Genomic DNA, 24,634 nt, shown 5'->3' with positions numbered 1-24,634 from the left:
GCCTACTTTGCCATAATTTAGTGTTATCAATGACAACATCTCCTAAAGACGAAATGTGGACAGTTTTCAAACGATTACTGGGCTATATAAAACAGATGAAAGGCATGTTTATGCTTTCAGTTGCGGGATTAATTATTTATGGTCTCGTCGATGCCGCCTTTATCGCTTTCATCGGCCCCTTTATTGATAAGGGTTTCTCCGGCGGCGCACCTGCTGCGGTGACCAACGGCATCGCATTGCCAACCAGTGAAGGTTTCCACGCGAACAACGACGTGCTAATGATGGCGCCGCTTGTGGTTATCGTCATGTTTTCCCTGCGCGGTTTTGCCAACTTTGTCTCGACCTACGGCATTTCATACATGAGTGCGCGTTTGATCATGGACATGCGTCAGCAAGTGTTTGAGCATTATCTGAGCCTGCCTGTCAGTTATATGGATAAGGAAAATACCGGTAACTTGATCTCAAAAGTGACTTTTGATACTGAGCAAATCGCTCGAGCATCGGGAAGTGCTTTGATTTCAATCGTCCGCGATAGTGTGACTGTGTTTGGTATGCTGGTGCTGATGTTCTATAACTCTTGGAAGCTATCCCTCTGTATTCTTGTGATTGGTCCTATCATGGGCATGGTCATTGCGGTGGTTAGTCGTCGTTTCCGTAAGGTCTCTAAGCAAATTCAAACAGCCATGGGCGGGGTGAGTGCGACTACGGAGCAAATGATTAAAGGCCATAAAAACGTATTGGCCTTTGGTGGACAGGAAACAGAAGCAACCCGTTTTGCTAAAGTAAACGATCAAAACCGCCATCAAAATATGAAGTTAGCTGTGGCACAAGCCATTAGTCAGCCTCTGATCATGATTATTGGTTCATTCGCCTTAGCCTTTGTACTTTATGCGGCAAGCTTAGACAGCATGAAAGCCGATCTTACCGCGGGTACCTTCGCGACGATTCTTGGCGCTATGATGGCCATGTTACAGCCAATCAAAAACTTAACCCGAGTGAATGCCGAATTTCAACGGGGTATTGCGGCTTGTACCACAGTGTTTGAATTACTGGATACGCTGCCAGAGTCCGATACGGGAACTTATACTGTCGAGCGTGCTAAGGGTCATCTACGTTTTGATAATGTGTGTTTTACCTATGACAGCCAAGATCGTCGTGCACTTGAGAATGTCGATTTTGAAGTCAAACCCGGGCAAACCTTAGCCTTAGTTGGACGTTCTGGCTCAGGTAAGTCGACTATTGCGAGTTTAGTGACCCGTTTTTATACGGGCCTTGAATCCGGCGATATTCTGCTTGATGACGTCAGCATCTACGATTACTCGCTAAAATCGCTGCGTAATCAAGTGGCACTGGTATCGCAACAGGTGACCTTGTTCAATGACACGATAGCCAATAACATCGCTTACGCCTATCCCGGTGAGGCGACTCGTGAGCAGATCATTGAAGCTGCGACCTTGGCCTATGCGATGGAGTTTATTGATCAGCTGCCCCAAGGCCTTGATACCCAAGTGGGTGAGAATGGCGTGTTATTGTCCGGTGGTCAAAGACAGCGGATTGCGATTGCACGCGCTATGTTGCGTGATGCGCCTGTGTTGATCCTCGATGAAGCGACCTCAGCACTGGATACTGAGTCAGAAAAAGCCATTCAAAAAGGGTTAGATAACCTCAGACAAAACCGCACATCTGTAGTGATCGCCCACAGGTTGTCGACCATCGAGAGTGCCGATCAGATTTTAGTAGTCGATCAGGGGCGTATCGTCGAGCGCGGGACGCACCAATCACTATTGGAATTAGATGGCATGTACGCCAAATTATACCAAATGCAATTTGGTAGTTAGATGCAGGCCTTAGTGAATAAAATCTGGTATCAGGGCCATCCACTGCGATGGCTCTTGTTACCTTTATCGGGCTTATTCGCGGTTATCACTTATGTGCGCCGCGCTTTGTTTCACCTCGGGATGAAATCACAAACTGCAATGCCTGTACCTATCATCGTCGTCGGTAATATTACCGTCGGTGGCAGCGGTAAGACGCCAACTGTGATTTATCTGATTGAATTACTGCGCCAACATGGATTTCACCCCGGTGTGATCAGTCGTGGTTACGGTGTTGATATTCAAGGCGTTAAATCGGTTTGCTTAGGTGCAAGTGCGGCAGAGGTGGGTGATGAACCTGCCATGATAGTGGCGCGTACTCAAGTGCCCATGGTGGTTGGCGCTAAACGGGTCGATGCGGCTAATGCGCTTATTGCTGAGTTTGGTGTCGATGTCATCATCTGTGACGATGGCCTACAGCATTATGCTCTGGCACGCGATATTGAGCTGGTGGTGATTGATGGTCAGCGCGGTTTAGGCAATGGCTTGCTATTGCCAGCAGGTCCATTGCGTGAAGGCGCGTGGCGTCTCGATACCGTGGATTTTATCGTCAGTAATGGCGGCCCAGCGGCAAAAGGGCAGTTCGAAATGCAACTGACACCTACGGCAGTGAAGCCTGTTAAATGTGATGCGACGTCTGGTGAATATACTTTCGATAAGTCTCAGCCGCTCGTTGCGATGGCGGGCATAGGTAATCCAGCGCGTTTCTTTGAATCGTTGCGCGCACAAGGCTATCAACTGGCCTTCTGCCATGGTTTTGATGACCATCAGGCCTACGATAAAACCCAGTTAGGTGATTTAGCCCAAGGCTTGCCACTGTTGATGACAGAAAAAGATGCGGTTAAATGTCGCGATTTTGCACAAGAAAACTGGTGGTATTTGGCGGTCGATGCCAAGCTATCCCCACAATTTGATGAACAGCTGCTCGCACGTCTTCGTGAAGTGGCTGCAGCTAAATAAGGAAACTTCCATGGCATTCGATAAAAAATTGTTAGATATAGTGGCTTGCCCTGTGTGTAAGGGAAAACTTGAGTACGATAAAACGACGCAGCAGTTGATTTGTAAGGCAGATAAACTTGCTTATCCGATCACTGAAGGTATCCCTGTGTTATTGGAAAATCGTGCTGTGCCACTGACCGAATCAGTTTAGTGTGACGTGAATGCGCGTATTGTCTCATACGCGCATGCTTGTTTTTTATTCTGCTTATTATCGTTTTAGCTATTTTTAGCCGATTTAAGTTTTTTGTATTGGTAACTGTGCACGTTTCTTCATTACTTTGAGTTTAGTTAATAGCTCATAAATTTTTGTTTATCAGCATTGGTTGCACCCTCTTGGCACTCACCGCGGATTTCTCCTCGACCAGGCTCGATAATTCGGCTTAATTCAATATAACCTTCGCGGCAATAACCCGTCATTTCAAGGGTTTTGATTAAACCCAAATCAACCTGTCTCCCCCAAATTTCTAATGAGTCCTGTAGATCTTGCATCGCGCGACGTTGCTCACGGGGATCTTGCATATTACGTATGCGTGCCTCGTGTGGAAAAGGGCGCTCTGTATCATTCATTGTCGACTTTTCATCGACCAGCCGCGCTTTGTAGCTGAAGAGTTTAAGGCCATCGCTTTTAATATCCGTCGTTAACTTATCCCGTAATTTTCCGGCGAGTTCACTCGGGTCAATTGGCGCACTGCTGCAGGCGATGAGCGAGAAACAACTTAAGATGGCAAGGCTGAGATATCGAAACGGCATAATCAAATTTAACTCTTAGTTATTAACTGACAGAAGAATACCTTAATATGGCCCTAAAGTTCATGGATTTATGGCATTCTCATTGGCTGAGTACGCGCCGATAGGTGTAATGGATTAAGGATGGGCGAGTAATGTGGGCGTTTTGGTCAAATAAATGGGCGCAAATCGAATGGGATATGAGCCTGACTCAAGGTATATGCCTTATGTTCTTGGCGTTATGGCTCTACGCCATATGGCCAAAAGAAGAGTTAGTGCAGCTCCGGCGGGATAAACATCTCCAATTACGTTTGTTGCTGACGTTGGTGGGGATCAATGCGCTGTGGTCGTTAAATGCCAGTGTTCAAACTGGGTTACATCTGCATTTTCTGGGAATTGTCACTTGTATGCTGATGTTCGGCTGGCGTCTTGCGACTCTAGTGTTGCTGTTGCCGAGCGCTTTTTTTAGTCTTTTTATATTAAAGCAGCCCGCTGATTTTGGTGCTTTTAGTTTGTTCGCTATGGCTGTGCCGCTGTTTCTGTGTTTTATCCTATACAGTCGCAGTTACCATTTATTTCCTAAACATATTTTTGTATTCATCTTCGTCGGTGGTTTTATCAATGCGGGCCTCTCAACTGTGTTTCATCAATTGAGTTGGGCGATGTGGTTGTGGTCTGCGGCGGATTACGATTGGAATGTGTTAGTGGACGACTACCTGATGCTAATCCCTTTGCTGGCATTCCCAGAGGCATTGCTTAATGGCATGGCGGTAACGCTATTGGTGGTGTATCAGCCCCAGTGGTTATTTGATTATTCTGACCGTGAATATTTGTGGCGTAAGTAAATGCGATAAAACAACGCAATAAAAGAACTGCGCCCAAAACCTTGTCATTCCAACGTAAAGCCCTTTGTAAGTGCCCATTGAACAGACGATTGAAAAGGTGACTGGGCGCACTTATTTGTATATTTACGTAGACCGTTGCGCCGTGATTTAGGCGAAGCGTTGGTCTAAGTAGTTAATGATTTCTTTTGATTCATATAACCACTGTACTTGACCGTTTTCTTCAATCCGCAGACAAGGCACTTGCTGTTTGCCGCCTTGAGCGATGAGTTCATCTTTATGCGGTGCTTTTTTAGCGTCGTGGGTCACTATGTTGAGTCCTTGGCGACGCATTGCACGGCGGACTTTTACACAAAATGGGCATGCAGGATATTGATACAGGGCTAATGCTTGAGTTTGAGCATCAATTTTTTGTTGCTCAGCCAGTGGACGTTGGCGCTTATTAGGGCTAAATACGAAATTTAAAAACAGAATAATCCTGCCTAAAATCCAGCGAATGATAAACATGTTATTGACCTTAATGATAATTTTTGTGGAAGAACATTTGTGCGTCATGGCGCCACAGAAAGCGTGCGGCGAGTCTGAGACCCAGTCGTTTAAAAACTGTGATCTCAGTTGTATAAAGGCCGCAGAGTGTAACCTATGGCACCAAGCACGGCCAACATTTTAGAGTGAATTAACAGATAGATGATTTGATTGTAGAAGAATGGTTTTTTGATTGGTTATGACGCTTAGCCATAAGGTAAAAGCCCGCTAAAGTCGAACTTTAGCGGGCTTAGTTTTATATAAGAAGCAGTTAATTGGCTGAGTTATTGAGCATCAATAGTGAGACTCACTTGGGCTGCATTCTGGGTTAAACTCACTCGGCTTTCGAGCAAGAAGATCCGCTCTGGAGCAATTTCTTTCACGTCCACAAGGTAAGCTTTAACGGCTTTTGCTCTTTCTTGGGCCAAATTACCCAACATGCCATCGTTAACATTCTGCGCTTTTACCGACAGATTATATAAAGCGATATGCCAGCGGGTGGTGATTTCGTCATCTGAAAGCTGCGCGTCTTTGGCCTCTGCGATAACAGTGTCTTTGATTTGGGCAGGATCGGCTTTAACTTCTTGTTCATAAAGCTTTACTAGCGCATCGGCAAGCGGCCCTTGGGTCGGGAATTGACTCGGACTTAAATCATCAGGTAACGCACTAAATTCAATATTGGCTAATTTAGCCAATTTACGCTTCATGATGCGCTCAGCAATGGCTTGGCTGTCATTGATGGCATCGACTTCCCCCTCAACGCTGAGCTTGAGCATAGGTCTGTCGAGTAAGGCGCTAGCGAGTTTGTCTAAACTTTTTTGCTCATCTTCACTTAGGCTGAATTTGCCTGCGGCAAAGCTGATCTTATCTAAGGTTTCGTCAGAACCTATGAGTCCTGCTAAGAAAGTGAAGGGCGCTGTGACGGCTTTAGTGATCACATTGGTAATCGCCGTCATTATGATGCTGCCGACACTAAAGCTAGGTGAGTCTAAATCGCCAGAGACTTCCATGCCTAAATCAATCACACCGTTACGGTCCTGCAGCAGGGCAATTGCGAGCGTGATGGGTAAGCTAGTGGCAAGGTCACTGTCACTGGGTTTACCAAGTTTCAGTTGGTCTATGATCAGATGGTTACTGCCCTTGAGCTTGTTCTTATCGAGTTGATAGTTCAGCGATAGTGATAGCTGTCCTTTATCTATGTAGTAACCCGCATAGGTGCCAGAGTAAGGATTGACTGAGGTTAACTCAACGCTCTTAAAGACTAAGTCGAGATCTAAATATGGCATATCTAGCAAAGGGTTAATATCGCCTTTTAGAGTTACAGGCGCATACTTGTCTATCTTACCTTTGATATCAACCGAGGCCTTAGTCCCTGGCGTGGATGACAGGTGAGTGATATTGCCTTCAAGTAACTCAATCCCTGAGGCAAAGTTTGGTGTCAGTGAGTTATCGGCAAAGTAAGCTGAGCCTTGGCTAAAGCTAATTTTTTGAATATCGAGGCTTAACTCAGGCGTTGTCTTGCTTGCCGTTTGCAGCTCGGTTTGCTTAGCACTGGCTGTGGTTGTGTTTTTAGTTGTCTTGCTATTTGCAGCCGGAGCCTCAACGATAAGATCGCTGATATTAGTGGTTCTATCTTTGGCTATCACCACTTTGGCGTAGGGTTGATTAAAGGCTAAGTGATCAATTTTGATTTGATTTTTCTGTTGGTCAAAATCCAGTTGATTGATATTCATCTTTTGCCATTTGACCAGTGGAGCATTACGCAATTTGTCATGAATAGCTAAATCATCGAGCTCAACACTGCCACCGTAAATGGCTTTGCCTTTAGCATCGGCGGTCAGCTTGCCTGCTGAGCTTAATAGACCGCTCTTGAGCTGGATATTCACGTAGGGCGCTAAATAGGGCTGAAATTGGGTTAATGCCAGCTTATCGAGTTGGATATTGGCATCTATGGTTTCGCCCGTCACATCGACTTGGCCTTGAGAGCTCAAAGTACCTTGATCATTGAGACTGAGTTGTAGCTCATATTCAATCGGAGCGGTTAAGGTACTCGTTATGACCTTAGTTGAAAAATTAAGCGGATACACTCGCCATTGCTGCGGTGTGGCCGTTAGCTTTTGTTCCGATAGATTAAGGTCATAGTTTTCAATATTGAGCGCATCGAGTTGCACTAACCAAGTGTCAGTTGACGTCGTTACTGGTGTTTGCTTGATTGGCAGCAGAGGATCTGCCTCAGAAGCGACTTCTGCAGCGGTTTCTTTAGTGGCATCAGTGGTGACATTTGCGGTCGCTTCTGTCTTTTGTTCTGTTTTATCACTCTCGTTAGTTGCGGTTAATTCGCTTTCTGTTGCTTTGTTTGCGCTATCGCTTGCATCATTGGCAGTCTCTGCTATTTGACGTTTTTCTTCCACTTGCGCAACTTGTACGCGTTCTAGCGATTTAGCATCGGTTGGTTTAGCAACCGGCTGCGTAGTCGTTGTGGAGGCGCTTAACGATTTAGGCATGAATAAGCCAACAAGATCGAGCCCGTCTTGGTTCAAAATGGCACTCATTGTTAGGCCATCGCTGTGGAGTTTGTTGATATGCACTTTCTGCTGCTTCAAGTTGGCTGAAATGCCGTCGAGGGCAAACATGGGGAGCTTGACCACTGAGCGATCTTTGTCGTTAACGTTAAGTTTTTCAACAATAAACTGGCCATTGTTGCTGATGACTTGTAACTCGCCATTCTCGGCAAGATCCACTTGATACTGAGTTTTAATACTGAGCTCGCCATCCGTGAGGACGGGATTAAATTGATCGTCGATAAATCGCCATAGTGGTGTCAGTTTCAGTTTGGCGACTTGGATGTCACCCGCAACTTTTAGCGGGAACAATTGGAATTGCCCCTGCAAACTGATTTCACCAGCATGATCATCACTGAGTTGTATCGCATAGTGATTGTGCTTGATAGGCACAATGGGTGAGTCAGACGTTGATTGGGCGTTTGGTGTCGTATTATCAACTTTGTTTACTTTTATGGCTGGTGTTATCGATGCCGATGATGCCGCCATCAAATATTCAGTATCAAGGGAACTGAGTTTTAGATTGATATTGGGGTAGTTCACTTGAGCATGGGTAATTTTGTCATCGAAGTTAAATTGTCCCGCATCCAACACAAATTGGCTGAGCAGGACACGAATGGGTGAGCTGGCTTCTGTGGGGGCTGTTTCTGTGCTCGTGGATGAATGCCCGTTCAGGGTCTGCAGAATATCGTCGAAGTTGAATCCAGCTTTCCCTTTTTTCTCCACGCGAATGATATGTGCGTAGGGCGCTTGTATGTGTATGTTTTCGATAACGGCGGCGCGATTAAAAACAGATCGCCAAAAGTGTATTTCGAATTGGACTTGTGCAATACCAGCAAAAGGTTTGTCGTCTTTTTCTTTAATGGCCAGTTGGTCGATTTCGACTCTGAAATTAAAGGGGTTAATGTGTATATCACCGAGGGTGACGGGACGACCGAGCAGAGTTGAGAGTTTTTCTGGTGCCAGCGTGGTTATCGCATAGGGGAGGATTAAACCTAATGTGCAGACATAGCTAAGGTAGACTGCTGTTAGGTAAATAATCACTCGCAGGTATCTTGGGAGGGCAAAAAAAGAGTGTCTGAATTGCGATAACTGGGTCAGCATTAATATCAAGGCTCCAATGCATAAGACAGGGAAAAACTTCCATAAGTACGGACATTCTAGCGAATAATGCTAATGTTTCCAGAAATTATTTATATTTTTACCAATGAAATCTTGGTATTACACAGACAATAACGTCTTCTGATCTAAGACATTCCTGAGTGGTAACCTATCATCTACATTGATAACTACATGTGTTTCAGCCTATGGCTAATGTTTTGAGTCGTCAATACTCGCTATGTTGGACGCTATTTTTGATCAGCGATTTAAATAACTAATCGCTGCAATAATGGCGCCTTGTGGATCTTTTATCCAACAAAAACGGCCTACTTCGGGTATATCTTCAGGACCAAACAGAATATCCCCGCCAAGTTTTTTTGCGCTGATAGCGACTTGATCGACATCGTTAACGGTAATGTAGCCAGTCCAATGTGAGGGAAGCATTGGGAGCAAACTATCGGTGATCCCCCCAATGCTGACGCCCTGATTTTCAATAATATGATAATTACCGTGGGGCATTTTGACTGTTTTAAAGTGCCAACCAAAAATCTCAGCATAGAAGTGCATAGCTTCTTCGGTATTATGGGTTGTCAATTCATGCCAACTTAACGCCCCTGCAGTGTTAAAAGCCGATTCCATAAGCGCATCCTTTATTCTATTTTGGGTAAATTTTGTGTATTGAGCCGAGGTTAACTGTCAGTGTTCAGTGCCAGCTGTATTCTGAGCCATATTTTTTGTGCGTTATCTTGATTGAGTGTAGTTGAGGCAAGTTGATAATTCACAGACGGTAAATTAAAATTTTTGCGTTTTTTAGGTCGGCAAACATTAAATTAACTTAATGTTCTACAAGGAGATTAACTTTATTTGGTGCTGGCTAATCAGCTTCTTGTGGCTCAGTGGCGCTGCGGCTTAGTTGATGGGCTTCATCTTGCGCCTCGCGCCAAGACTTAGCACTGAAAACAGATTTTAAAACGGGTTTGTTTACTGTGGTTTGAGTGTTAGACCTGACTCCCGTTAACTTGTTAATATAGGCGAGTTTTGCATCTTTTCGATGCCACCTTAGGGGATATGAGATTGAATAAGAGTTTAGTGACGAATTTATTGGCGGCTGCTTTGGTCGTTGTGGGTTACCTGATGAATTCGGCAATTGTCCTGAATGTCGGATTATTTGCTTTATCGGGGGCGATTACCAACTGGGTTGCAGTTTATATGTTGTTTGAGAAAGTCCCCGGACTCTACGGTTCGGGAGTTGTGCCTTCTCGTTTTGAAGAGTTTAAGGCGGGTATTGCTCATTTGATGATGAAACAGTTTTTTACCACTGAAAATATCGACCGATTCCTATCTGAAAAAGAAGGGCTGAGTAAAATAGACTTGGTGCCAGTGATTGAAAAGGTTGATTTAGCGCCTTCTTTTGATGCGTTAATTAGCACAGTCGCCCAATCTTCCTTTGGCGGCATGTTGTCTATGTTTGGTGGCACAGATGCCTTATTGCCGTTAAAAGAGCCGTTTATTGTAAAGATGAAAGCTTCTTTAGTTGAAATGGCACAAAGCGATGCATTTCACGAGTTGCTGAAACAAGAAATTGAACAGCCAAATGTGATGGCCGATCTGCAAACTAAAATTGCTAACATAGTGGAACAAAGATTAAACGAGTTAACACCACAAATGGTGAAACAAATCGTTCAGGACATGATCCAAACGCACTTAGGTTGGTTAGTGATTTGGGGCGGCGTGTTTGGCGGTCTGATTGGACTTGCCGCAGCCTTAATCCAAGGTTAACCTGAGTTAAAGCCGCGAATAGAATGGGAGCTTTGGCTCCCATTTTTACTTACGCATTTTATGTCCATCATTTTGTGTCCTGATTAAATAGCAAGGAAGTCTATGAACCGTCACCACAGTATCAATTATTTGGAAATCCCAAGTCGCGACATTGCGAGCTCTAAGGCCTTTTTTAGCCAGGTTTTTGGATGGACCTATGTCGATTATGGCCCTGAATACAGTTGCTTTATGGATGTCGGCATTACTGGGGGATTCTATCAAGCCGATGTGAATTTCACCCTTGCAAAAGGTTGCCCGCTGATTGTGATCTACAGCCAGAACTTAGAATTGACTCTGACGGCTGTCGTAACTGCTGGTGGCATTATCACAGCTGACATCTTTAGTTTTCCGGGAGGCCGTCGATTCCATTTTGTTGAACCTTGTGGCAATGAATATGCCGTCTGGTCAGAATGATCCTAATGTCACTCCTTGTATTCGAAATTGTTGTTTAGATCAGCAAGATATTTGTTTAGGTTGTTTCAGGCATCTTGATGAAATTTTAGCGTGGCGCGTTATGTCGGAAGTGGAGCGGCAAGCTTGTTTTATTAGGATGGAGGAGCGTAAGGGGGAGTATCTGGCTAAGTTCAATGACGTGGTTAGTAGAAGACAGGATGGAGTATGATTAGCCGTCAGAATTGCTTACGATAATTGATTTTTAAGCTTTAAGTGGATAATCGAACGGCGAAATACGCATTAACGTATTTCGCCGTTGGCATTTTGAAGCACCTTGGCATCTTGAAGCAGACGTTACACTGGATCTACCACTATGTGCTCAAGTTCGATGGCGGCAACGGTATGGAGCGCATCCATAGTCGCGCCAACTAAGCTGATTTTTCCTTGAGATGACTCAATTAAAACCGCACGGCTGATATCGCTAAATTCACGATTGTGGCGCACCAGATTTGATAAGGCCATCTGCATAGGCAGCATAGAAGGATTGAATGCCGCATTTTCTGCGTAGCGACCACAATAGGTTGCGCCATCATGGGTTTCTAATACCACAGCGGCAAAACTTTGGGTGTAAGGTGCATAGCTTAAACCTGCATGATCTAAGCCTTCTATGATCATAGGATCGGCACTATCTAGTGCAAATTCAGTTTGTTGCTTGGCCATTAATGGAGAAGTGACATTTAAGTCTTTTGGCCCAAAAGCATAGGGTAAATAATAGGCCAGAGGATGGCTTTCCTGTGCGGGTAGATGAATGCAGATCTTGCTGCCTTCAACCAGTTCATTCATAAACTGACGACAATGACCGCAAGGACTGGCATTAACTATAATATCAACAATTTGGCTTTCACCACTGAGCCATGCGTGGCTGATAGCGCTTTGTTCTGCATGTACAGAATGAAATAACGCTTCACCGGGTAATTCTAAGTTGGCACCCATGTAGATATCGCCACTTTTACCTTTGGCTATCGCGCCGACATAAAACTCACTGATAGGCGGTTTGGCCAATGCCGCTGCTATCGGCAGTAATGCTAATAACACTTCTGCTTCGGTCATTTTGCTTGCACTTGTTAGCGTAGCAAGTTGCTGCGCATCAATGTGTCCAGCAAAATTCTGGTGCAACATTGGGATAAGTGCATCGGCTAACGGCGTTGGCAGTTGGGTTATGCTACGAATGAATCTATCTTGCATTTCCCTATTCCTTATTTGTTAAGTTCATGGAAGAACATTCTAGTAATTTTGTTACAGCATAAATGCGAGTTAGCTCGCGTTTATACGCTGTCAATGTCAGTGCTATTGAGAGTGATAAACTTATGTTACTCACGTATAGAGTGAGTCTATTGGTGCACACAAATAAGCTTAAGACTATAAAACAAAAGACTTAAGCTTGAATTTACACAACTTAAAGTTCACGCAAATAATGACAAAGGGCAGCAAGTAGCTTTTGCTTAGTCTCATCCGCTTGTGTTTCTTGTAGCAAATTTTCTAATTTAAGTACGTAGTCTTGATCGGCTAAGCGACTTTGACAGAATTCACGCCAGCGCTGCGACTCTGTATCATCGAGTAGTTCAGGGTAATTACGGGCGCGGTAACGAAACAGCATCTCAGGAATACGCGGATCATCAAACTGCAAATCTAACGCCGCTAGATTTTGCGGTAGGGTATGACGGATGATTTCCATTTTTGCTTTATCAGCTTGGCTAAAGAACCCACCAGAATACAGCATCAAATCGGGATCTGTGGTTACTCTGCTGTCATCATGCTCAAATAATAGCGCCAGTTTTTCGCGTAATTCTGGGTGACGTTTTAGGCGTTTATACTGCTCTCTGGCAAATTCTTTATCTATGCCTAAACGAGCGGCATGCTCATCACTAAGGATTTTTGCCGAGGTGATAAAAGGGCACTTATTAAGATGAATTTGTTTTACTGCGATAGGTAATTCATCTTCGGCAAGATCAGCCCTTGGCGTATACATGCGCGTTTTAATTTGCTCGACATCTAGCTCGAATAGCGGCGTTAAATCCATGGCTAAATTAACGCAAATAACGGCATTTTTGTTAGTAGGATGGTGCGCTACGGGTGAGATCAACGTTGCACAACCATTGCGCGCACTAATTTTAGAGCTCACGTGAACCAAAGGCTGCATATTGAGCACATCGATTTGATCGCTAACCGCTTGCTTACGGCGCAGGTCAAAATAGTACTGATATAACTTAGGCTGTTTCTCGCGAATGAGTTTTGCCATGGCGATGGTCGCATACACATCAGACATAGCATCATGGGCTTTCTCATGGCTTAAACCATTCGCTTGGGTCAGATGTTCTAGCTTAAAACTCGGAGAGCCATCTTCCTTTGTCGGCCAGTTAATGCCTTCGGGCCTAAATGCGTAACAAGCGCGCACTAAATCAATGATATCCCAACGAGAGTTGCCATTTTGCCATTCACGGGCATAGGGATCGATAAAGTTCCGATAAAAGCCATAACGGGTCACTTCATCGTCAAAACGCAGTGAGTTATAACCTGCAACACAAGTGTTTGGTTGGCTAAATTGCGCTTGAATTCGTCCCATAAACTCAGTTTCAGGGATGCCTTTTAAATTAGCTAATTGTGGAGTGATCCCTGTGATTAATATTGCTTCCGGAGACGGCAAATAATCAGTGGCTTGCTTACAATAGAATGTCTCAGGCTCGCCGATGATATTGAGATCTAAATCCGTGCGAATGCCAGCAAATTGCGAGGGTCTGTCTTTCGCTGGGTTCGCTCCAAATGTTTCGTAGTCGTGCCAAAAAATCGACCCTGCTTTATCGTCTTTCATCTTCATTTATTTTCGTTCTCTAAAGCATGTAACTTCATGTTATCAGTAGTTAAATTGCTTTAATTGGATTCGTTGTCATTCACATCAATTTAGTATGCAGCTCTTCGATGTGAGTACATAATCTGTATATATTGGGTTCTGCGTCAGATTAGCTAAAATCACATGTACACAGGGTAATTAAAATGTCTTTATCTGACAATTGGTTACGTGCAATAAACGGCAAACCATATTTAGGGAAACCAGAGCTTGCAGACCGCGACGGCTTAAGCGCTCGTATTACCCCTGCAGGGACTATAACATGGCAGTATCGACTTAGGATTGATAATCAACATGGACGCTTAACCCTTGGTCGTTATCCTGATTTGAAACTAGCTGACGCAAGGAAACTGATCTCTGAGTTACGGAACTCAGTGGCAAATAATATAGATCCACGTGTGTTTTGGAAACAGTGCAACACATTTGTGGGCCAGACAACACTGAGGGATTGCTGTGAACAGTTTTTATCGGCGCGAAGTGCAGCACTTAAGCCGGGCACTGTTGCTACGTACCAATCCTGCTTTAGAGCACATCTCTATGATGCCTTTGCTGATCGTAAAGTCGAAAGTATCACACTCGGCGAGTGGATAGATTTTTTCGATAAAAAGGCAATTCATAGTCGAGTCACCGCAGGTGCGATACTCAAACAGTTAAAGACGGTACTTAGCTGGTCCGTTCGCCGGCAAATGATATCGCTTGTTGATGTCCTTCAATTACGAGTCAGTGATGTGGGTTCTGCGCCCGAAGTCGGTTCGCGAGTACTCACCATTCTAGAGTGTGGCAAAATCATCCGTGAGCTTGATAAATGCCGCGCGACCAAAGCCGTAACCAATGCCATCAAGGCATGTTTACTAACAGGGGCGCGGATATCAGAAATATTAAAATCCAAACGGGCTGATTTTGATCTTGAGTCGATGGTCTGGACCTTCCCGATAAATAATAGCAAAACTAATTTGCCAATCCGAAGGCCAATCAGTCCCGCCTTACTCGAACATATTGCAAGAACAGTGGAACCTCTATAACTCACTATGGAGTTTTCCCGCAGCAAACGATCTTAAGCGCCCAGGCAACATCGCTTCAGAAAATAAGCTGATCCGCGAGATCAAACTAAGACTAGAAATCCCTGACTGACGTATTCAGGATTTTAGACGCACATTATCGACCAGAATGTTAGAAGCTGGGGTGTTGCCCCAGGTGACAGAGAAGATGTTAGGCTATCTATTAGGCGGGGTGATGGCGGTGTACAACAAACATGATTGGTTAGATGATCAAGCTGAGGCCTATGAAAAATGGACAAATAAGCTGAGATTGGAAGCTCTGGGTGATAGCAAAATAGTCGTGTTAGAAAGAAGGGGTTAGGCATGTTTGTCGCTGACAGCAGAAAATGGTGAGCTTATTCAGTATGTAAATCAGTTGCGTTGCAGTGCAGCAGAAACACCTCTTTGTAATTAGGTGCATTGGAGCTCAATTCGGCACAAGGTAAACTGTTATCTATTCAATATCAGCTTTATTTATGGTTTAGTCATTTCAACTCAATTAATCATACACTTGGCACAGTGTTCGGATTAACGTTAAGCAAGGACGTCATGGAACTAAAATTTTTAATCACGCGGGAACAATTAATCACAATCGCGGAAAGAATAGATTCAGCACGCATTGCAAACCATGCGCGATTAGCTAAGCGGATGCATGCCTTTATCGTGCGTGCATTACTCCTATGGATCCCGTTATTATCCCCGTTGCTATTGTTTTATTTTTTCGCAGAAAGTCACACCCCAGAGACATATATCGCAATCGCAATATGTGCAATTGCTTACCTTATTGTGTGGCAATTAGTATTAAAAAACATCGCCGAAAATCAAGCTAACAAATTTGCAGGCAAGATAACCACTCTGGATCGAACGATTGAAAACACAACCTTACAGAGCCTTGCGAGCCTAGAAGGGTGCCATACAGTGACCGCCACAGCCTCGACGCTAACGTTTGTGCCCCCTAGCGGTAAATCCATCACCATACCGTGGAAAAAGTTTTGTGCTTTCAAGCAAGACGATGATTTTTATTATCTAACCGTCTGTAAGCTGATGATGTTTAAAGCCACTTATTTAGTCGCCAAAAACGGTGACACAACAGAAACCGCAGGCTATCAAGCAGGTTTAGAGTACATAACGTCTCGGCTGCAGCCCGATAGAATGGGACGGTAAAACATCAAAATATCGCATGAATGATTCAATCAGTTCACTATTGCCACTAACGCGATTGTTGTTGAACATCCAGCGAAGTGAGCCTTTGTTAAAAGTCACATTTGAACTAACCTTAAAAATGATGAACTGATCGCTACAGCCTTCTTTTAGGGGCTGCTAGATGCAGTTTTTCAGCTCATTAAAACGCTATGTTATCAATGACGATGTATAGCTTTGTTAGAAACGTCAGTGGCCTAAGCTGGTTTGGAGCCATAGTCGCGGTGGTATCATTCATCGCGACAGTCGTCGCATGGATATCAACCGATGGTGTCTTGTTAATTGCCCAAATAGTACTGGTCGGCACAGGACTCGCCGCTATCATCGCTGATGCTGTAGCAGTAGGCACTAACTGCGGTAGTAAAGGCTGTAATGTCGAAGGCGATGAGTTTATGGCCTAATAGTCAATCGATAAAGGTCTAAAAATAAAGCCCCAAAAATGGGGCTTTATCTTAAGGCTTAAAAATTAATTCAAGCAGCTACTTGCTGTTTTTCATCCCACTTATCGAGCGACGCTTTTAAGTAATGGCGGCCATTATGGATAGGAGCAGGGAAACCGTCGTTTCTTCGCCACTTCCAAAGCGTTGCTGATGAGCTAATCCGGTAGCGTGTCATGACTTCCTTAGTGGTAAGAAAGAGCGGCACTTGCATTTGCTGATCCACGGTCGGTTGGGTCGAAATCATCATTTACCTTCCTTTGCCAATTCCTCGGCGAGTCGTTTTAAAAATTGTTGGCAGCTGCCGACTTGTTTGCGGGCAGGGTATAACACTGGCGTAAAGCGTCTTTGATGACTGCAGATTGCTTCATGCCGATTTCTCCTTGGTGCTGTTAAACGCCGTGAAGGTGAGAGCAGGGCGCAGTGATAACAGTCGCTGTTTAAAGGCTTCGGCCTTAGCATTGTGCTGCGCAATGTCAGCTTGCTTTTGTGAATAGCCCGCCGCGTTGCAATAAAACGCCTCGCCGATGCAGATCACCGCTTCAATGTCCGTCGTATGAGCGTTTTATTCCCTTACGATGTAGGGCCGGTGAGCATTCGCACTGCGCAATATTGGAGTGAAACGATTCGGTTTAAGGCATTTACCTCCCACACACACTTAATTACACTGGGGTTTGATGATGTGGCGCCCGAGATTATGCGCCAATCGACCACTGAGACGGACGAGCCAATGTTAGTGGGATGGTTATGACAATGACAATAACAAATAGCACAACTGGGTTATGGACTTCACGCAGGAGGATTTATGGCTAGTCGCGCCGCGGATTTACTGAAAGTAGGGCGCCGTTTACGGGGCATGACCCAAGACGAAGTGGCTGAGATTTACGGCATCAGTCGCAGCACTTATCAACGTTGGGAAAATGGCCGCACTAATGCGCCCTATGACGATGTGACATCGATATGCATTGATGTGTTTAAGCTTTCGGTTAAGAAGATAAATGAGGTGGCTAATGGCCTTTAGCGATGAACCCGAGCAGAGGATGAACATTAAGGCGTTACGGTTAGGGTTATATCGCTGGGGCTGTTATTGGGTGTACCAAGAATTGGGCAAGGGTTTTTCAAACCGCTACGCCTGCGACCGTTTAGGCGAAGCCTTGGGCGGTGGCAACTTAAAGCATGAACTCAACGTGCCTGCCCATGTCGCACACTATGACCACCTCGTTGAGCAGTTATCCATTAACTGCAAACGTGCCATCCGCGCCCATTACTTGTGTAAAGAGCAGTGGGCCTTAATGGGATTTGACAGTAAAAAGTCCTACATCTTCTGGCTAAGAAAAGCCGAAATGGCACTGCTAGATAGGATTAATTAGAAGTAGCGCCCTCTTAAGAGGGCTGGCGGGTTAGCCGGTTGTCCACCAAGACTGCTCACCCGTTGACAGGATTTTATCAAAGGTTCGGACAGATACCTATGCGAAATCATTAGCCATCAAATGATGCGCTGAGCTTAGGTGTGATCTCTATATTGACCACAATGAAACTATGCTTTTACAAATTATTGTTTTGGTATCAGTTTTCATTGGCTGAGTTCGGTACGATACCCACTGTCGCAATCCTCGAACCCACCATCTCACGAACATGCAATATTACTTCACCAAAATCTTTACTTGCACCCAAGGTCGGCTCGTCAGTCAAGCTCTGACGTAGCACTTCATCTAATGACAAATTATCATTAGCAGAGAGTTCAATACCGTAGGAGTGCTTTAAATCTGCTACTTTGGTGTAGCCTTTCAACTTCAATTCACCCGTAGGTAATTCATAATGATTGGCTTCTGCAACACCAGAGCAAACCAGATCAACAAACTCACGCACATCGGGTTTCATCACAATAAATAAATGATCGCCAGCATACAGGAAGGTTGATCCCCTAGGTGGAATTACATTGTTTCCTCTGGTTATCATCGCTACTACTGTACCGTCAGGTAAAGCCATTTGGGATAAACGGCGACCAGAAGCGCGTGAGGTATCGCCCAATTGATACTCGACAATGTCAGCATCCACATCGCCTAAAGCAGTAATTTCCAGTGTCGCTGCAGGTGTCGCAGGAGGCGGTTCCGTGAGTCCTAAAGCGCGTGCAACCCAGGGTAATGTTGACCCCTGTATTGTCGCTGAAATTAACACGACGAAAAACACCACGCTAAAAATAAGACTGGCACCAGGCAGACCATAAATCAGCGGATATATAGCCAGAATAATAGGCACCGAACCACGTAACCCAACCCAGGATACTAGGGTAATTTCACGCGCATTAAAGCCAAAAATCTTCAGTACAGGGATTACCGACAAGGGGCGTGCGATTAAGGTCAGGACGATTGCAATCATCAGTCCTTCCTGCCAGACATCCAGCAAAGACGAAGGATTAATCAGCAAGCCTAAAAACACAAACATAACAATCTGGCCTAACCATGCCAAACCATCGTGAAATAAAAAGGTACTGCGCTGAAAAACAAAACGACTATTCCCTATCACCACACCAGCGATAAAAATAGCTAAAAAGCCGCTGCCGCCAAGATTAGCTGCTACGCCAAAGGACAGTAAACCAAATGCCGCGACCATCACAGGATATAATCCAGAGGTCGTCAGATGGATACGATTAATAATACGTACTGATAACCAGCCTGCCGCTAAACCCACTGCGGAGCCGATACCCATTTGCTGGATAAACAGCATCAATAATCCAGTCCCTGGTTCAAGCCCTTTGACCATGACCTCCAATAAGCCAACTGTTAAAAAAATTGCCATAGGATCGTTAGTCGCACTTTCAATTTCTAATGTGGCTTTAAGGCGTGGGTTGATATGAATACCTGCATTACGCAGTAATGAGAAAACGGCGGCGGCATCGGTTGAACCAACAATGGCACCAATCAGTAAACCGTAAAGTAAGGAAACATCTAGAATATAAGCAGCTGCAGCACCAGTGATCATGGCAGTCACCAATACGCCTAAAGTCGCCAACACAGAAGCAGGCTTCCACACTTGCTTAATCGACGCGATGGGTGTTTGCAAACCACCATCAAACAAAATAATGGCTAAAGCTAAAGACCCAAGCGCGTGAGCAATTTGTGCATTATCAAAAACAATACCTCCAGGGCCATCCTCACCAGCTAACATGCCCACCATGAGAAAGAGCACCAGTACGGGTAAACCCAATCTCGCAGACAATTTACTGGATAAAATACCAAGAATAATCAAAATCGCGGCGAGGAGAATAATTTGATCGATCACAAACATAAATAGTTTCTCTTTAATTAATGTAGGGAAATTAAACCATTACAGAGCTTTCAATGACTGCGCCAGCTCTAAAAAGATACTTCACTAAGCCTAATTGTCAGTTAGAAATCGTCAAATGCGTGATGCATTTTGGTCTTGTAGTCAATGATTCCATTTATCCAAATGCTACGCGACCCACTTCACATTTCAATTTTGATAATTTCAAAAAATCAAAATTTACGATTGGCACTCAATAATGGTGTTTACCGTAGCAAGCTGGCCCTGCTGACTTGATTACGTCCATGCTTTTTAGCTAAGTATGATTGCTTATCTGCGGATTCAATAAGCGTTTGCCATTTCAAATGCCGATGAGGTTGAATACTCGCAACGCCAGTTAATGGTGACCGCTTGGAAACTAGAGTAAATGTAAAGCGAGCACTGCGTTGACGATGAGGTATGTTCATCGCGCCTAAATGCTGAGTATCCGGTAATAGACAAATAAATTTCTCACCACCATAGTGCGCAACCAAATCGTTCGGGCGGTGTATCGCTGTGCGTAGTGCTTTTGTGACGAGACATATACATTGATCATCACTACTGATGGTCACAAGGATCGCTGAAAAGTTTAATTCATTTAAATCAATTTTTTGCAACATTTACAAAATTTAACATTACACTCTTGGCGCGTTGGGCAAATTTAGCCAAATAGGAACGCCGTACCACACGGCGTTCTCTGACACTTTGCTCCTTAGAGAGGGAAGTAGAACGCAATCAGCAAGGCAAATACGCCGTACAATGAGCTTACTGCGACCAATGCACGCGCATCGACAACGCCTCGTCGAAATAGCTGCCACAGAAAAATAATAGCCAAAGCAGTAATGACTCCTGCCGCCATCAGTGGGCCATCAAAAAGCCATGGCGTAAAGAAGATACCCAACGCACTGGGAATCGTTGCCTGAATCATCATGGCACCAGAAATATTGGCCAATGCCAAGCGTTCCTTTCCTTGCCGTATCCATATAAGTGTGTTCATCATCTCGGGCAGCTCCGTCGCCACCGGACTCAGCAGCAATGCTACCAAGTGTGGTGACCATTGTAGCGCTGTACCAATGGCCTCAAGTTGACCTACGAATATATGGGATGCAATGCCTATGACTATCAGGGACAACACGGCTTGCAGCGCCGCCCATTTTAACGATGGCTCCGTCACGGAAGGCTGAATTTTGAGAGGTTCAATCTCTTCTTCAGGCGCTGTGTCGCTCTCCTGAATTTCGCGCCAGACATAGATTGCGTAGGCTACGAGAAACAAGACACCCAGCCACGGCTTGATGGCAAAGGCGATTAGGCCAAGTGCCACTTTCACTACAAACACTGCGAGAAAGGCGAGCTGGTCGTGACTCATACGGGCGTGATCGGCACGTACATGACTGCTCGCCCGGCTGGGAAAGCGTATTGCGGCCAAAGGTCTCGCCTGGCTCTCCGCATTCGCAGAGGCTGACCACGCCATGAGGTGTTAGACCTCAATTTTGTTGACGTGGACTCCTTAGTGGGAGGCTAAGGATGACTACTCCCCAATGACAATGGGGCATTTTACCGTTCTTGCAGGTAAATGTCGCCATTAGGTTTTAGTGTGCTCATAATTTCAAGCTCTGTGTATTATATTGATTTTGCGTTGTTATTTTGTTTTTCTGCTCAGAAGTTGAAAATAGTAGGTATGCGGGAAACAACAACTTTGACAGATCTATTTTGTGATCCTTTGATCTTTGCTTTATGAGCCCTTTCTCTTAGCTTTGTTAGACTTATGGTAGTTGAGCTGCGAAATTATAGGCAGCATATGAAGAAATTTTCGATAATCGTATTCATACAAATTTTGGAATATTTCGTTTATCAGGAATGTTACAGGCATCAGTGGAAGAACCTAGGTGTGGCGGCTCGCAATCGAAATCCCTCGGGCTAGCTATCCATTGCTTCTGGCTCACAATAACTGCAAATGAAAAACGCCATACCTGTAACCCTGCCGCCCGTATTTAATCTCGTTGACTGGGTCTCCACTATCATTAGGTTGAAGCTGTGATTTGTTTAACAGTACTATCGCAACAACCTTTGTTAACTCAACAAACTGGACTGCAGAACATTATGAAAAATAACCAACCGGCTCAACCCTCACGCCGGACAATCCTGAAACAAACACTTGCTGTTTCGGCCCTTTCGGTAACTGGGCTGGCGGCTTTATCGGTGCCCTCTATTTCTTTTGCGGCATCCCTCAGTAAAGATGAACGTGATGGCATGACACCTGATGCTGTGATTGAACATTTTAAGCAGGGTAATCTGCGCTTCCGGGAGAATCGCACGGCGAAACATGATTATTTAGCGCAGAAACGCAACAGTATCACGGGTCAGTATCCTGCTGCAGTGATCCTTAGCTGCATTGACTCACGTGCGCCAGCGGAAATTGTGCTGGATGCGGGGATCGGCGAAACGTTCAATTCCCGTGTTGCGGGTAATATCAGTAATCGCGATATATTGGGCAGTATGGAATTCGCCTGTGCTCTTGCTGGTGCGAAATTGGTGCTGGTTATGGGGCATACCCGCTGTGGTGCGATACGTGGCGCTATTGATAATGCAGAACTAGGCAACCTGACGGGCCTGCTGAATGAAATTAAACCTGCTATTGAAAAAACAGAGTACACCGGAGAGCGTAAAGGGAGTAATTACGATTTTGTCGATGCTGTGGCAAGGAAAAATGTTGAACTGGCTATCGAGAATATCCGCAAAAACAGCCCGGTACTGAAACAGCTGGAAGACCAGAATAAAATTAAAATCGTTGGTAGTATGTATCACCTTACTGGCGGTAAGATTGAGTTTTTCGAGGTATAACTGCAACAGAAGTCCGTAGCCCAAAAAGTCAGCCTCGCACTCTACTAAGAGATTATTAAATTTTATCTCTGATGCTAATGTATGTTTTGAGTATACCTAAAGCATACATCCAAATGAGACGGTTTTTCTGTCTCATTTGGATGTTATGTTTTCCTCATCTAAAGCCTAACGAGACATTTTTAATAACAATGGCCTTTTACGGTTATGCTCGGGTTTGAAGCAAAGATCAGGAGCTCGCCTTGCTGACGCAAACTCTGCGCGACAGAACACTATTGTAAACTGAACACTGCATTGAAATTAAGCACTACCAATAAAGCTGACCGTCATCTGTCTATCACTTAATGTGAGCTCAGTAAGATTTTATTGTCACTTAATCTGAGCCGAAGATTGCGCTAATTGCGAGCACAAGGAATTTCGATTGTGAGCCGTTACACCTAGGATTTGTTATCTACTGGCAGAGTTTATGAGCACTGATGGTTGGTCTGAGCTTAATTTAGAATTAGAACACTCTGCTAAAGTAATCAGAAGTATTGAGCCGGAAGTTCTTAAGCACTTGTCATACACACCACTTTTTAATAGATAAACATAATTAGACAACATTTTTTTGCAATTAAAAAATAGTATCGAATTTAGAAGTGATTTTGTTGTTTAGCAGCTGTGATATTGGAAGGTTCTTAAACGAAGTTTGTACATATATTTATTATAAATCAATGGTTAATATTACATGTTTCCGTAGTCGTGCTAAAATATTGACCCTGCTTTATCGTCTTTCATCTTTATTTATTTTCGTTCTATAAAGCATGTAACTTCATGTTATCAATAGTTAAATTGCTTTAATTGGATTCGTTGTCATTCACATCAATTTAGTATGCAGCTCTTCGATGTGAGTACATAATCTGTATATATTGGGTTCTGCGTCAGATTAGCTAAAATCACATGTACACAGGGTAATTAAAATGTCTTTATCTGACAATTGGTTACGTGCAATAAACGGCAAACCATATTTAGAGAAACCAGAGCTTGCTGACCGCAACGGCTTAAGCGTTCGTATTACCCCTGCAGGGACTATAACATGGCAGTATCGATTTAGGATTGATAATCCATCAGGGTGTTTAACCTTTGGTCTCTACCCGGATTTAGGACTTGCTGACGCACGTAAGCTGGTCCCTGTGTGACTAAATTCATGGGTAAATATTATAGAACCCTATGCGTTTTGGAAACCGCTTAACACATTCGAAGGCCGATCAGTTCCGCTTTACTCGAGATATTATAAGAACAGTGGAACTTATATCACTCGCCATGGCGCTTTCCCACGGCAAGCGACCGGGTAATGTTGCTTTCATTAATGAGCTGGTCCGCGATATTAAACCAAGACTGGCATATCCACGATTTTAGACGGACATTATCGACCAGAATGTCGGAGGCTGGGGGATTTATAGCGTTACTGTGAGTATGGGATAAGTTCAGCAACCATGATAAATAGCGTTCCAAATTAGTTAATGTACATAACTTAACTATTATGTTGCTGCTGACATTCATGACACCATCCCGCTAATTCAAGCTGTGGGCTCGATAAGGTAAATTCTGCTTGGCTAACATTCAACTGTAACTGTTCAACAAGAGCAGTGGGCAATGCTATCTCCGTGACTTTTTGACAAGTATTACAAATTAAAAATTGATTGTGAATGTGATGATCGCATACATGATGGCAGGCAATATACTTATTCACCGTTAATAACTTATGCACTAATTGTTCCTGTACTAAGAAATCCAACATGCGATAGATAGACATTATGGGTAAACTCTCGCCCAAACTTTGTTTTAACACATCGGCAATTTCATAGGCAGACAAAGGAACATCATGTTCCTGTAATACGATAAGTACTTTTTTGCGCTTACTGGTAAGATTGATGCCTTTTTCTTCACACTTTTTCACTACTTCACGCAGTAAATCAAGATTTTTTCCCGTCATAGAACTGCCAATTTTTTTGAAATGATCATACTTGCACAGTTTACCTGATCCACCCCTTCTAATGACAATCTTTGTTAGCAATCATCAGTCACCATACCGA

27 protein-coding genes and 1 riboswitch are annotated in these 24,634 nt (G+C 44.2%); of the genes, 16 read left to right on the top strand and 11 right to left on the bottom strand.

Annotated features, from left to right (window positions below):
- The first annotated feature begins 29 nt into the window (after window positions 1-29).
- Genes msbA through HQQ92_RS11825 form a run of 3 tightly spaced genes read left to right on the top strand, consistent with a single transcriptional unit; the run spans window position 30 to window position 3,024 of the window.
- Window positions 30-1,838 carry a lipid A export permease/ATP-binding protein MsbA gene (gene msbA / locus HQQ92_RS11835; RefSeq protein WP_105252892.1) on the top strand — a complete coding sequence of 603 codons (1,809 nt, stop codon included), beginning with the start codon at window positions 30-32 and terminating at the stop codon, window positions 1,836-1,838.
- A complete protein-coding gene (lpxK, locus tag HQQ92_RS11830) occupies window positions 1,839-2,834 on the top strand; it encodes a tetraacyldisaccharide 4'-kinase (RefSeq protein WP_173245532.1) in 996 nt (331 codons plus the stop codon).
- Between the two features lie 10 nt (window positions 2,835-2,844).
- Window positions 2,845-3,024, top strand: coding sequence for a Trm112 family protein (locus tag HQQ92_RS11825; RefSeq protein WP_006081200.1), 180 nt, complete (start codon window positions 2,845-2,847; stop codon window positions 3,022-3,024).
- Window positions 3,025-3,161: 137 nt separating this feature from the next.
- Here the strand turns inward: HQQ92_RS11825 and HQQ92_RS11820 are convergent, their stop codons facing one another.
- The gene (locus HQQ92_RS11820) at window positions 3,162-3,623 is read right to left on the bottom strand and encodes a hypothetical protein (protein WP_028760398.1); all 462 of its coding nucleotides are present in this window, start codon (window positions 3,621-3,623) and stop codon (window positions 3,162-3,164) included.
- A 131-nt stretch (window positions 3,624-3,754) separates the two neighbouring features.
- On the opposite strand from HQQ92_RS11820, the gene HQQ92_RS11815 reads away from it, so the two are divergent.
- Window positions 3,755-4,444, top strand: a complete 690-nt coding sequence (locus HQQ92_RS11815; protein ID WP_173245529.1) for an energy-coupling factor ABC transporter permease — start codon at window positions 3,755-3,757, stop codon at window positions 4,442-4,444.
- A 147-nt stretch (window positions 4,445-4,591) separates the two neighbouring features.
- Here the strand turns inward: HQQ92_RS11815 and HQQ92_RS11810 are convergent, their stop codons facing one another.
- From HQQ92_RS11810 to HQQ92_RS11800, 3 genes are all read right to left on the bottom strand, one after another.
- The gene (locus HQQ92_RS11810; protein ID WP_173245526.1) at window positions 4,592-4,948 is read right to left on the bottom strand and encodes a glutathione S-transferase N-terminal domain-containing protein; all 357 of its coding nucleotides are present in this window, start codon (window positions 4,946-4,948) and stop codon (window positions 4,592-4,594) included.
- A 302-nt stretch (window positions 4,949-5,250) separates the two neighbouring features.
- Window positions 5,251-8,631, bottom strand: a complete 3,381-nt coding sequence (locus tag HQQ92_RS11805) for a DUF748 domain-containing protein (protein ID WP_173245523.1) — start codon at window positions 8,629-8,631, stop codon at window positions 5,251-5,253.
- 255 nt (window positions 8,632-8,886) lie between these two features.
- A complete protein-coding gene (locus HQQ92_RS11800) occupies window positions 8,887-9,267 on the bottom strand; it encodes a VOC family protein (protein WP_105252888.1) in 381 nt (126 codons plus the stop codon).
- Between the two features lie 435 nt (window positions 9,268-9,702).
- On the opposite strand from HQQ92_RS11800, the gene HQQ92_RS11795 reads away from it, so the two are divergent.
- The 3 genes from HQQ92_RS11795 (at window position 9,703) to HQQ92_RS11785 (ending at window position 11,068) form a co-directional block, all read left to right on the top strand.
- Complete coding sequence (locus HQQ92_RS11795) at window positions 9,703-10,407, top strand: DUF445 domain-containing protein (protein ID WP_173245520.1); 705 nt, start codon at window positions 9,703-9,705, stop codon at window positions 10,405-10,407.
- 102 nt (window positions 10,408-10,509) lie between these two features.
- Window positions 10,510-10,860 carry a VOC family protein gene (locus HQQ92_RS11790; protein ID WP_105252887.1) on the top strand — a complete coding sequence of 117 codons (351 nt, stop codon included), beginning with the start codon at window positions 10,510-10,512 and terminating at the stop codon, window positions 10,858-10,860.
- Complete coding sequence (locus HQQ92_RS11785; protein WP_028760391.1) at window positions 10,835-11,068, top strand: DUF1289 domain-containing protein; 234 nt, start codon at window positions 10,835-10,837, stop codon at window positions 11,066-11,068. The genes HQQ92_RS11790 and HQQ92_RS11785 overlap by 26 nt, the downstream gene beginning before the upstream one ends.
- 125 nt (window positions 11,069-11,193) lie before the next feature.
- Here HQQ92_RS11785 and cdd read toward each other — a convergent pair whose 3' ends face one another.
- Together cdd and sbcB are read right to left on the bottom strand one after the other, a co-directional pair.
- Window positions 11,194-12,084, bottom strand: coding sequence for a cytidine deaminase (cdd, locus tag HQQ92_RS11780; RefSeq protein ID WP_173245517.1), 891 nt, complete (start codon window positions 12,082-12,084; stop codon window positions 11,194-11,196).
- 211 nt (window positions 12,085-12,295) lie between these two features.
- Window positions 12,296-13,714 (bottom strand): exodeoxyribonuclease I, encoded by a 1,419-nt coding sequence (gene sbcB / locus HQQ92_RS11775; protein ID WP_173245515.1) that lies wholly within the window; start codon window positions 13,712-13,714, stop codon window positions 12,296-12,298.
- Window positions 13,715-13,890: 176 nt separating this feature from the next.
- Here sbcB and HQQ92_RS11770 point away from each other — a divergent pair, with 176 nt between their 5' ends.
- The 4 genes from HQQ92_RS11770 to HQQ92_RS11755 all read left to right on the top strand — a co-directional run bounded on the left by HQQ92_RS11770 (window position 13,891) and on the right by HQQ92_RS11755 (window position 16,382).
- Window positions 13,891-14,766 carry an integrase family protein gene (locus tag HQQ92_RS11770; protein WP_173245512.1) on the top strand — a complete coding sequence of 292 codons (876 nt, stop codon included), beginning with the start codon at window positions 13,891-13,893 and terminating at the stop codon, window positions 14,764-14,766.
- 172 nt (window positions 14,767-14,938) lie between these two features.
- Window positions 14,939-15,103: a hypothetical protein gene (locus HQQ92_RS23735; protein ID WP_158683102.1), complete on the top strand. Its 165-nt coding sequence runs from the start codon at window positions 14,939-14,941 to the stop codon at window positions 15,101-15,103.
- Window positions 15,104-15,330: 227 nt separating this feature from the next.
- Window positions 15,331-15,945 (top strand): hypothetical protein, encoded by a 615-nt coding sequence (locus tag HQQ92_RS11760; protein ID WP_173245509.1) that lies wholly within the window; start codon window positions 15,331-15,333, stop codon window positions 15,943-15,945.
- 197 nt (window positions 15,946-16,142) lie between these two features.
- Window positions 16,143-16,382, top strand: coding sequence for a hypothetical protein (locus HQQ92_RS11755; RefSeq protein WP_173245506.1), 240 nt, complete (start codon window positions 16,143-16,145; stop codon window positions 16,380-16,382).
- Between the two features lie 70 nt (window positions 16,383-16,452).
- Here the strand turns inward: HQQ92_RS11755 and HQQ92_RS11750 are convergent, their stop codons facing one another.
- A complete protein-coding gene (locus HQQ92_RS11750) occupies window positions 16,453-16,668 on the bottom strand; it encodes an AlpA family transcriptional regulator (protein WP_173245503.1) in 216 nt (71 codons plus the stop codon).
- A 306-nt stretch (window positions 16,669-16,974) separates the two neighbouring features.
- Between HQQ92_RS11750 and HQQ92_RS11745 the strand changes: the two genes are divergently transcribed.
- The 3 genes from HQQ92_RS11745 to HQQ92_RS11735 are packed head-to-tail and all read left to right on the top strand — an operon-like array spanning window position 16,975 to window position 17,788.
- Entirely contained in the window at window positions 16,975-17,169 is a 195-nt protein-coding gene (locus HQQ92_RS11745; RefSeq protein WP_242068345.1) for a hypothetical protein, read from the top strand.
- Window positions 17,170-17,223: 54 nt separating this feature from the next.
- Window positions 17,224-17,439, top strand: coding sequence for a helix-turn-helix transcriptional regulator (locus HQQ92_RS11740; protein WP_168823718.1), 216 nt, complete (start codon window positions 17,224-17,226; stop codon window positions 17,437-17,439).
- Window positions 17,429-17,788 (top strand): hypothetical protein, encoded by a 360-nt coding sequence (locus tag HQQ92_RS11735; RefSeq protein WP_173245500.1) that lies wholly within the window; start codon window positions 17,429-17,431, stop codon window positions 17,786-17,788. The genes HQQ92_RS11740 and HQQ92_RS11735 overlap by 11 nt, the downstream gene beginning before the upstream one ends.
- A gap of 196 nt (window positions 17,789-17,984) precedes the next feature.
- Here HQQ92_RS11735 and HQQ92_RS11730 read toward each other — a convergent pair whose 3' ends face one another.
- From HQQ92_RS11730 to HQQ92_RS11720, 3 genes are all read right to left on the bottom strand, one after another.
- The gene (locus tag HQQ92_RS11730; protein ID WP_131524348.1) at window positions 17,985-19,706 is read right to left on the bottom strand and encodes a potassium/proton antiporter; all 1,722 of its coding nucleotides are present in this window, start codon (window positions 19,704-19,706) and stop codon (window positions 17,985-17,987) included.
- A 242-nt stretch (window positions 19,707-19,948) separates the two neighbouring features.
- On the bottom strand, window positions 19,949-20,341 hold the full coding sequence (locus HQQ92_RS11725; protein WP_173245497.1) for a diguanylate cyclase domain-containing protein: 393 nt from the start codon (window positions 20,339-20,341) through the stop codon (window positions 19,949-19,951).
- Window positions 20,342-20,433: 92 nt separating this feature from the next.
- Window positions 20,434-21,087: a sodium:calcium antiporter gene (locus HQQ92_RS11720; RefSeq protein ID WP_254306325.1), complete on the bottom strand. Its 654-nt coding sequence runs from the start codon at window positions 21,085-21,087 to the stop codon at window positions 20,434-20,436.
- Window positions 21,083-21,270: riboswitch (yybP-ykoY riboswitch) on the bottom strand. Its footprint overlaps the gene before it by 5 nt.
- 551 nt (window positions 21,271-21,821) lie before the next feature.
- Between HQQ92_RS11720 and HQQ92_RS11715 the strand changes: the two genes are divergently transcribed.
- Together HQQ92_RS11715 and HQQ92_RS11710 are read left to right on the top strand one after the other, a co-directional pair.
- On the top strand, window positions 21,822-22,562 hold the full coding sequence (locus HQQ92_RS11715) for a carbonic anhydrase (protein WP_173245491.1): 741 nt from the start codon (window positions 21,822-21,824) through the stop codon (window positions 22,560-22,562).
- Between the two features lie 956 nt (window positions 22,563-23,518).
- Window positions 23,519-23,737 (top strand): Arm DNA-binding domain-containing protein, encoded by a 219-nt coding sequence (locus HQQ92_RS11710; RefSeq protein ID WP_173245488.1) that lies wholly within the window; start codon window positions 23,519-23,521, stop codon window positions 23,735-23,737.
- Window positions 23,738-24,072: 335 nt separating this feature from the next.
- Here HQQ92_RS11710 and HQQ92_RS11705 read toward each other — a convergent pair whose 3' ends face one another.
- On the bottom strand, window positions 24,073-24,534 hold the full coding sequence (locus HQQ92_RS11705; RefSeq protein ID WP_049821724.1) for a Fur family transcriptional regulator: 462 nt from the start codon (window positions 24,532-24,534) through the stop codon (window positions 24,073-24,075).
- Between the last annotated feature and the right edge of the window lie 100 nt (window positions 24,535-24,634).

The sequence above is a fragment of the Shewanella sp. DC2-4 genome, assembly GCF_013248875.1.
Lineage (GTDB): Bacteria > Pseudomonadota > Gammaproteobacteria > Enterobacterales > Shewanellaceae > Shewanella > Shewanella oncorhynchi.
The sequence above is the reverse complement of the archived record's forward strand: the minus strand, read 5'-3'. Positions and strand labels throughout refer to the sequence as shown.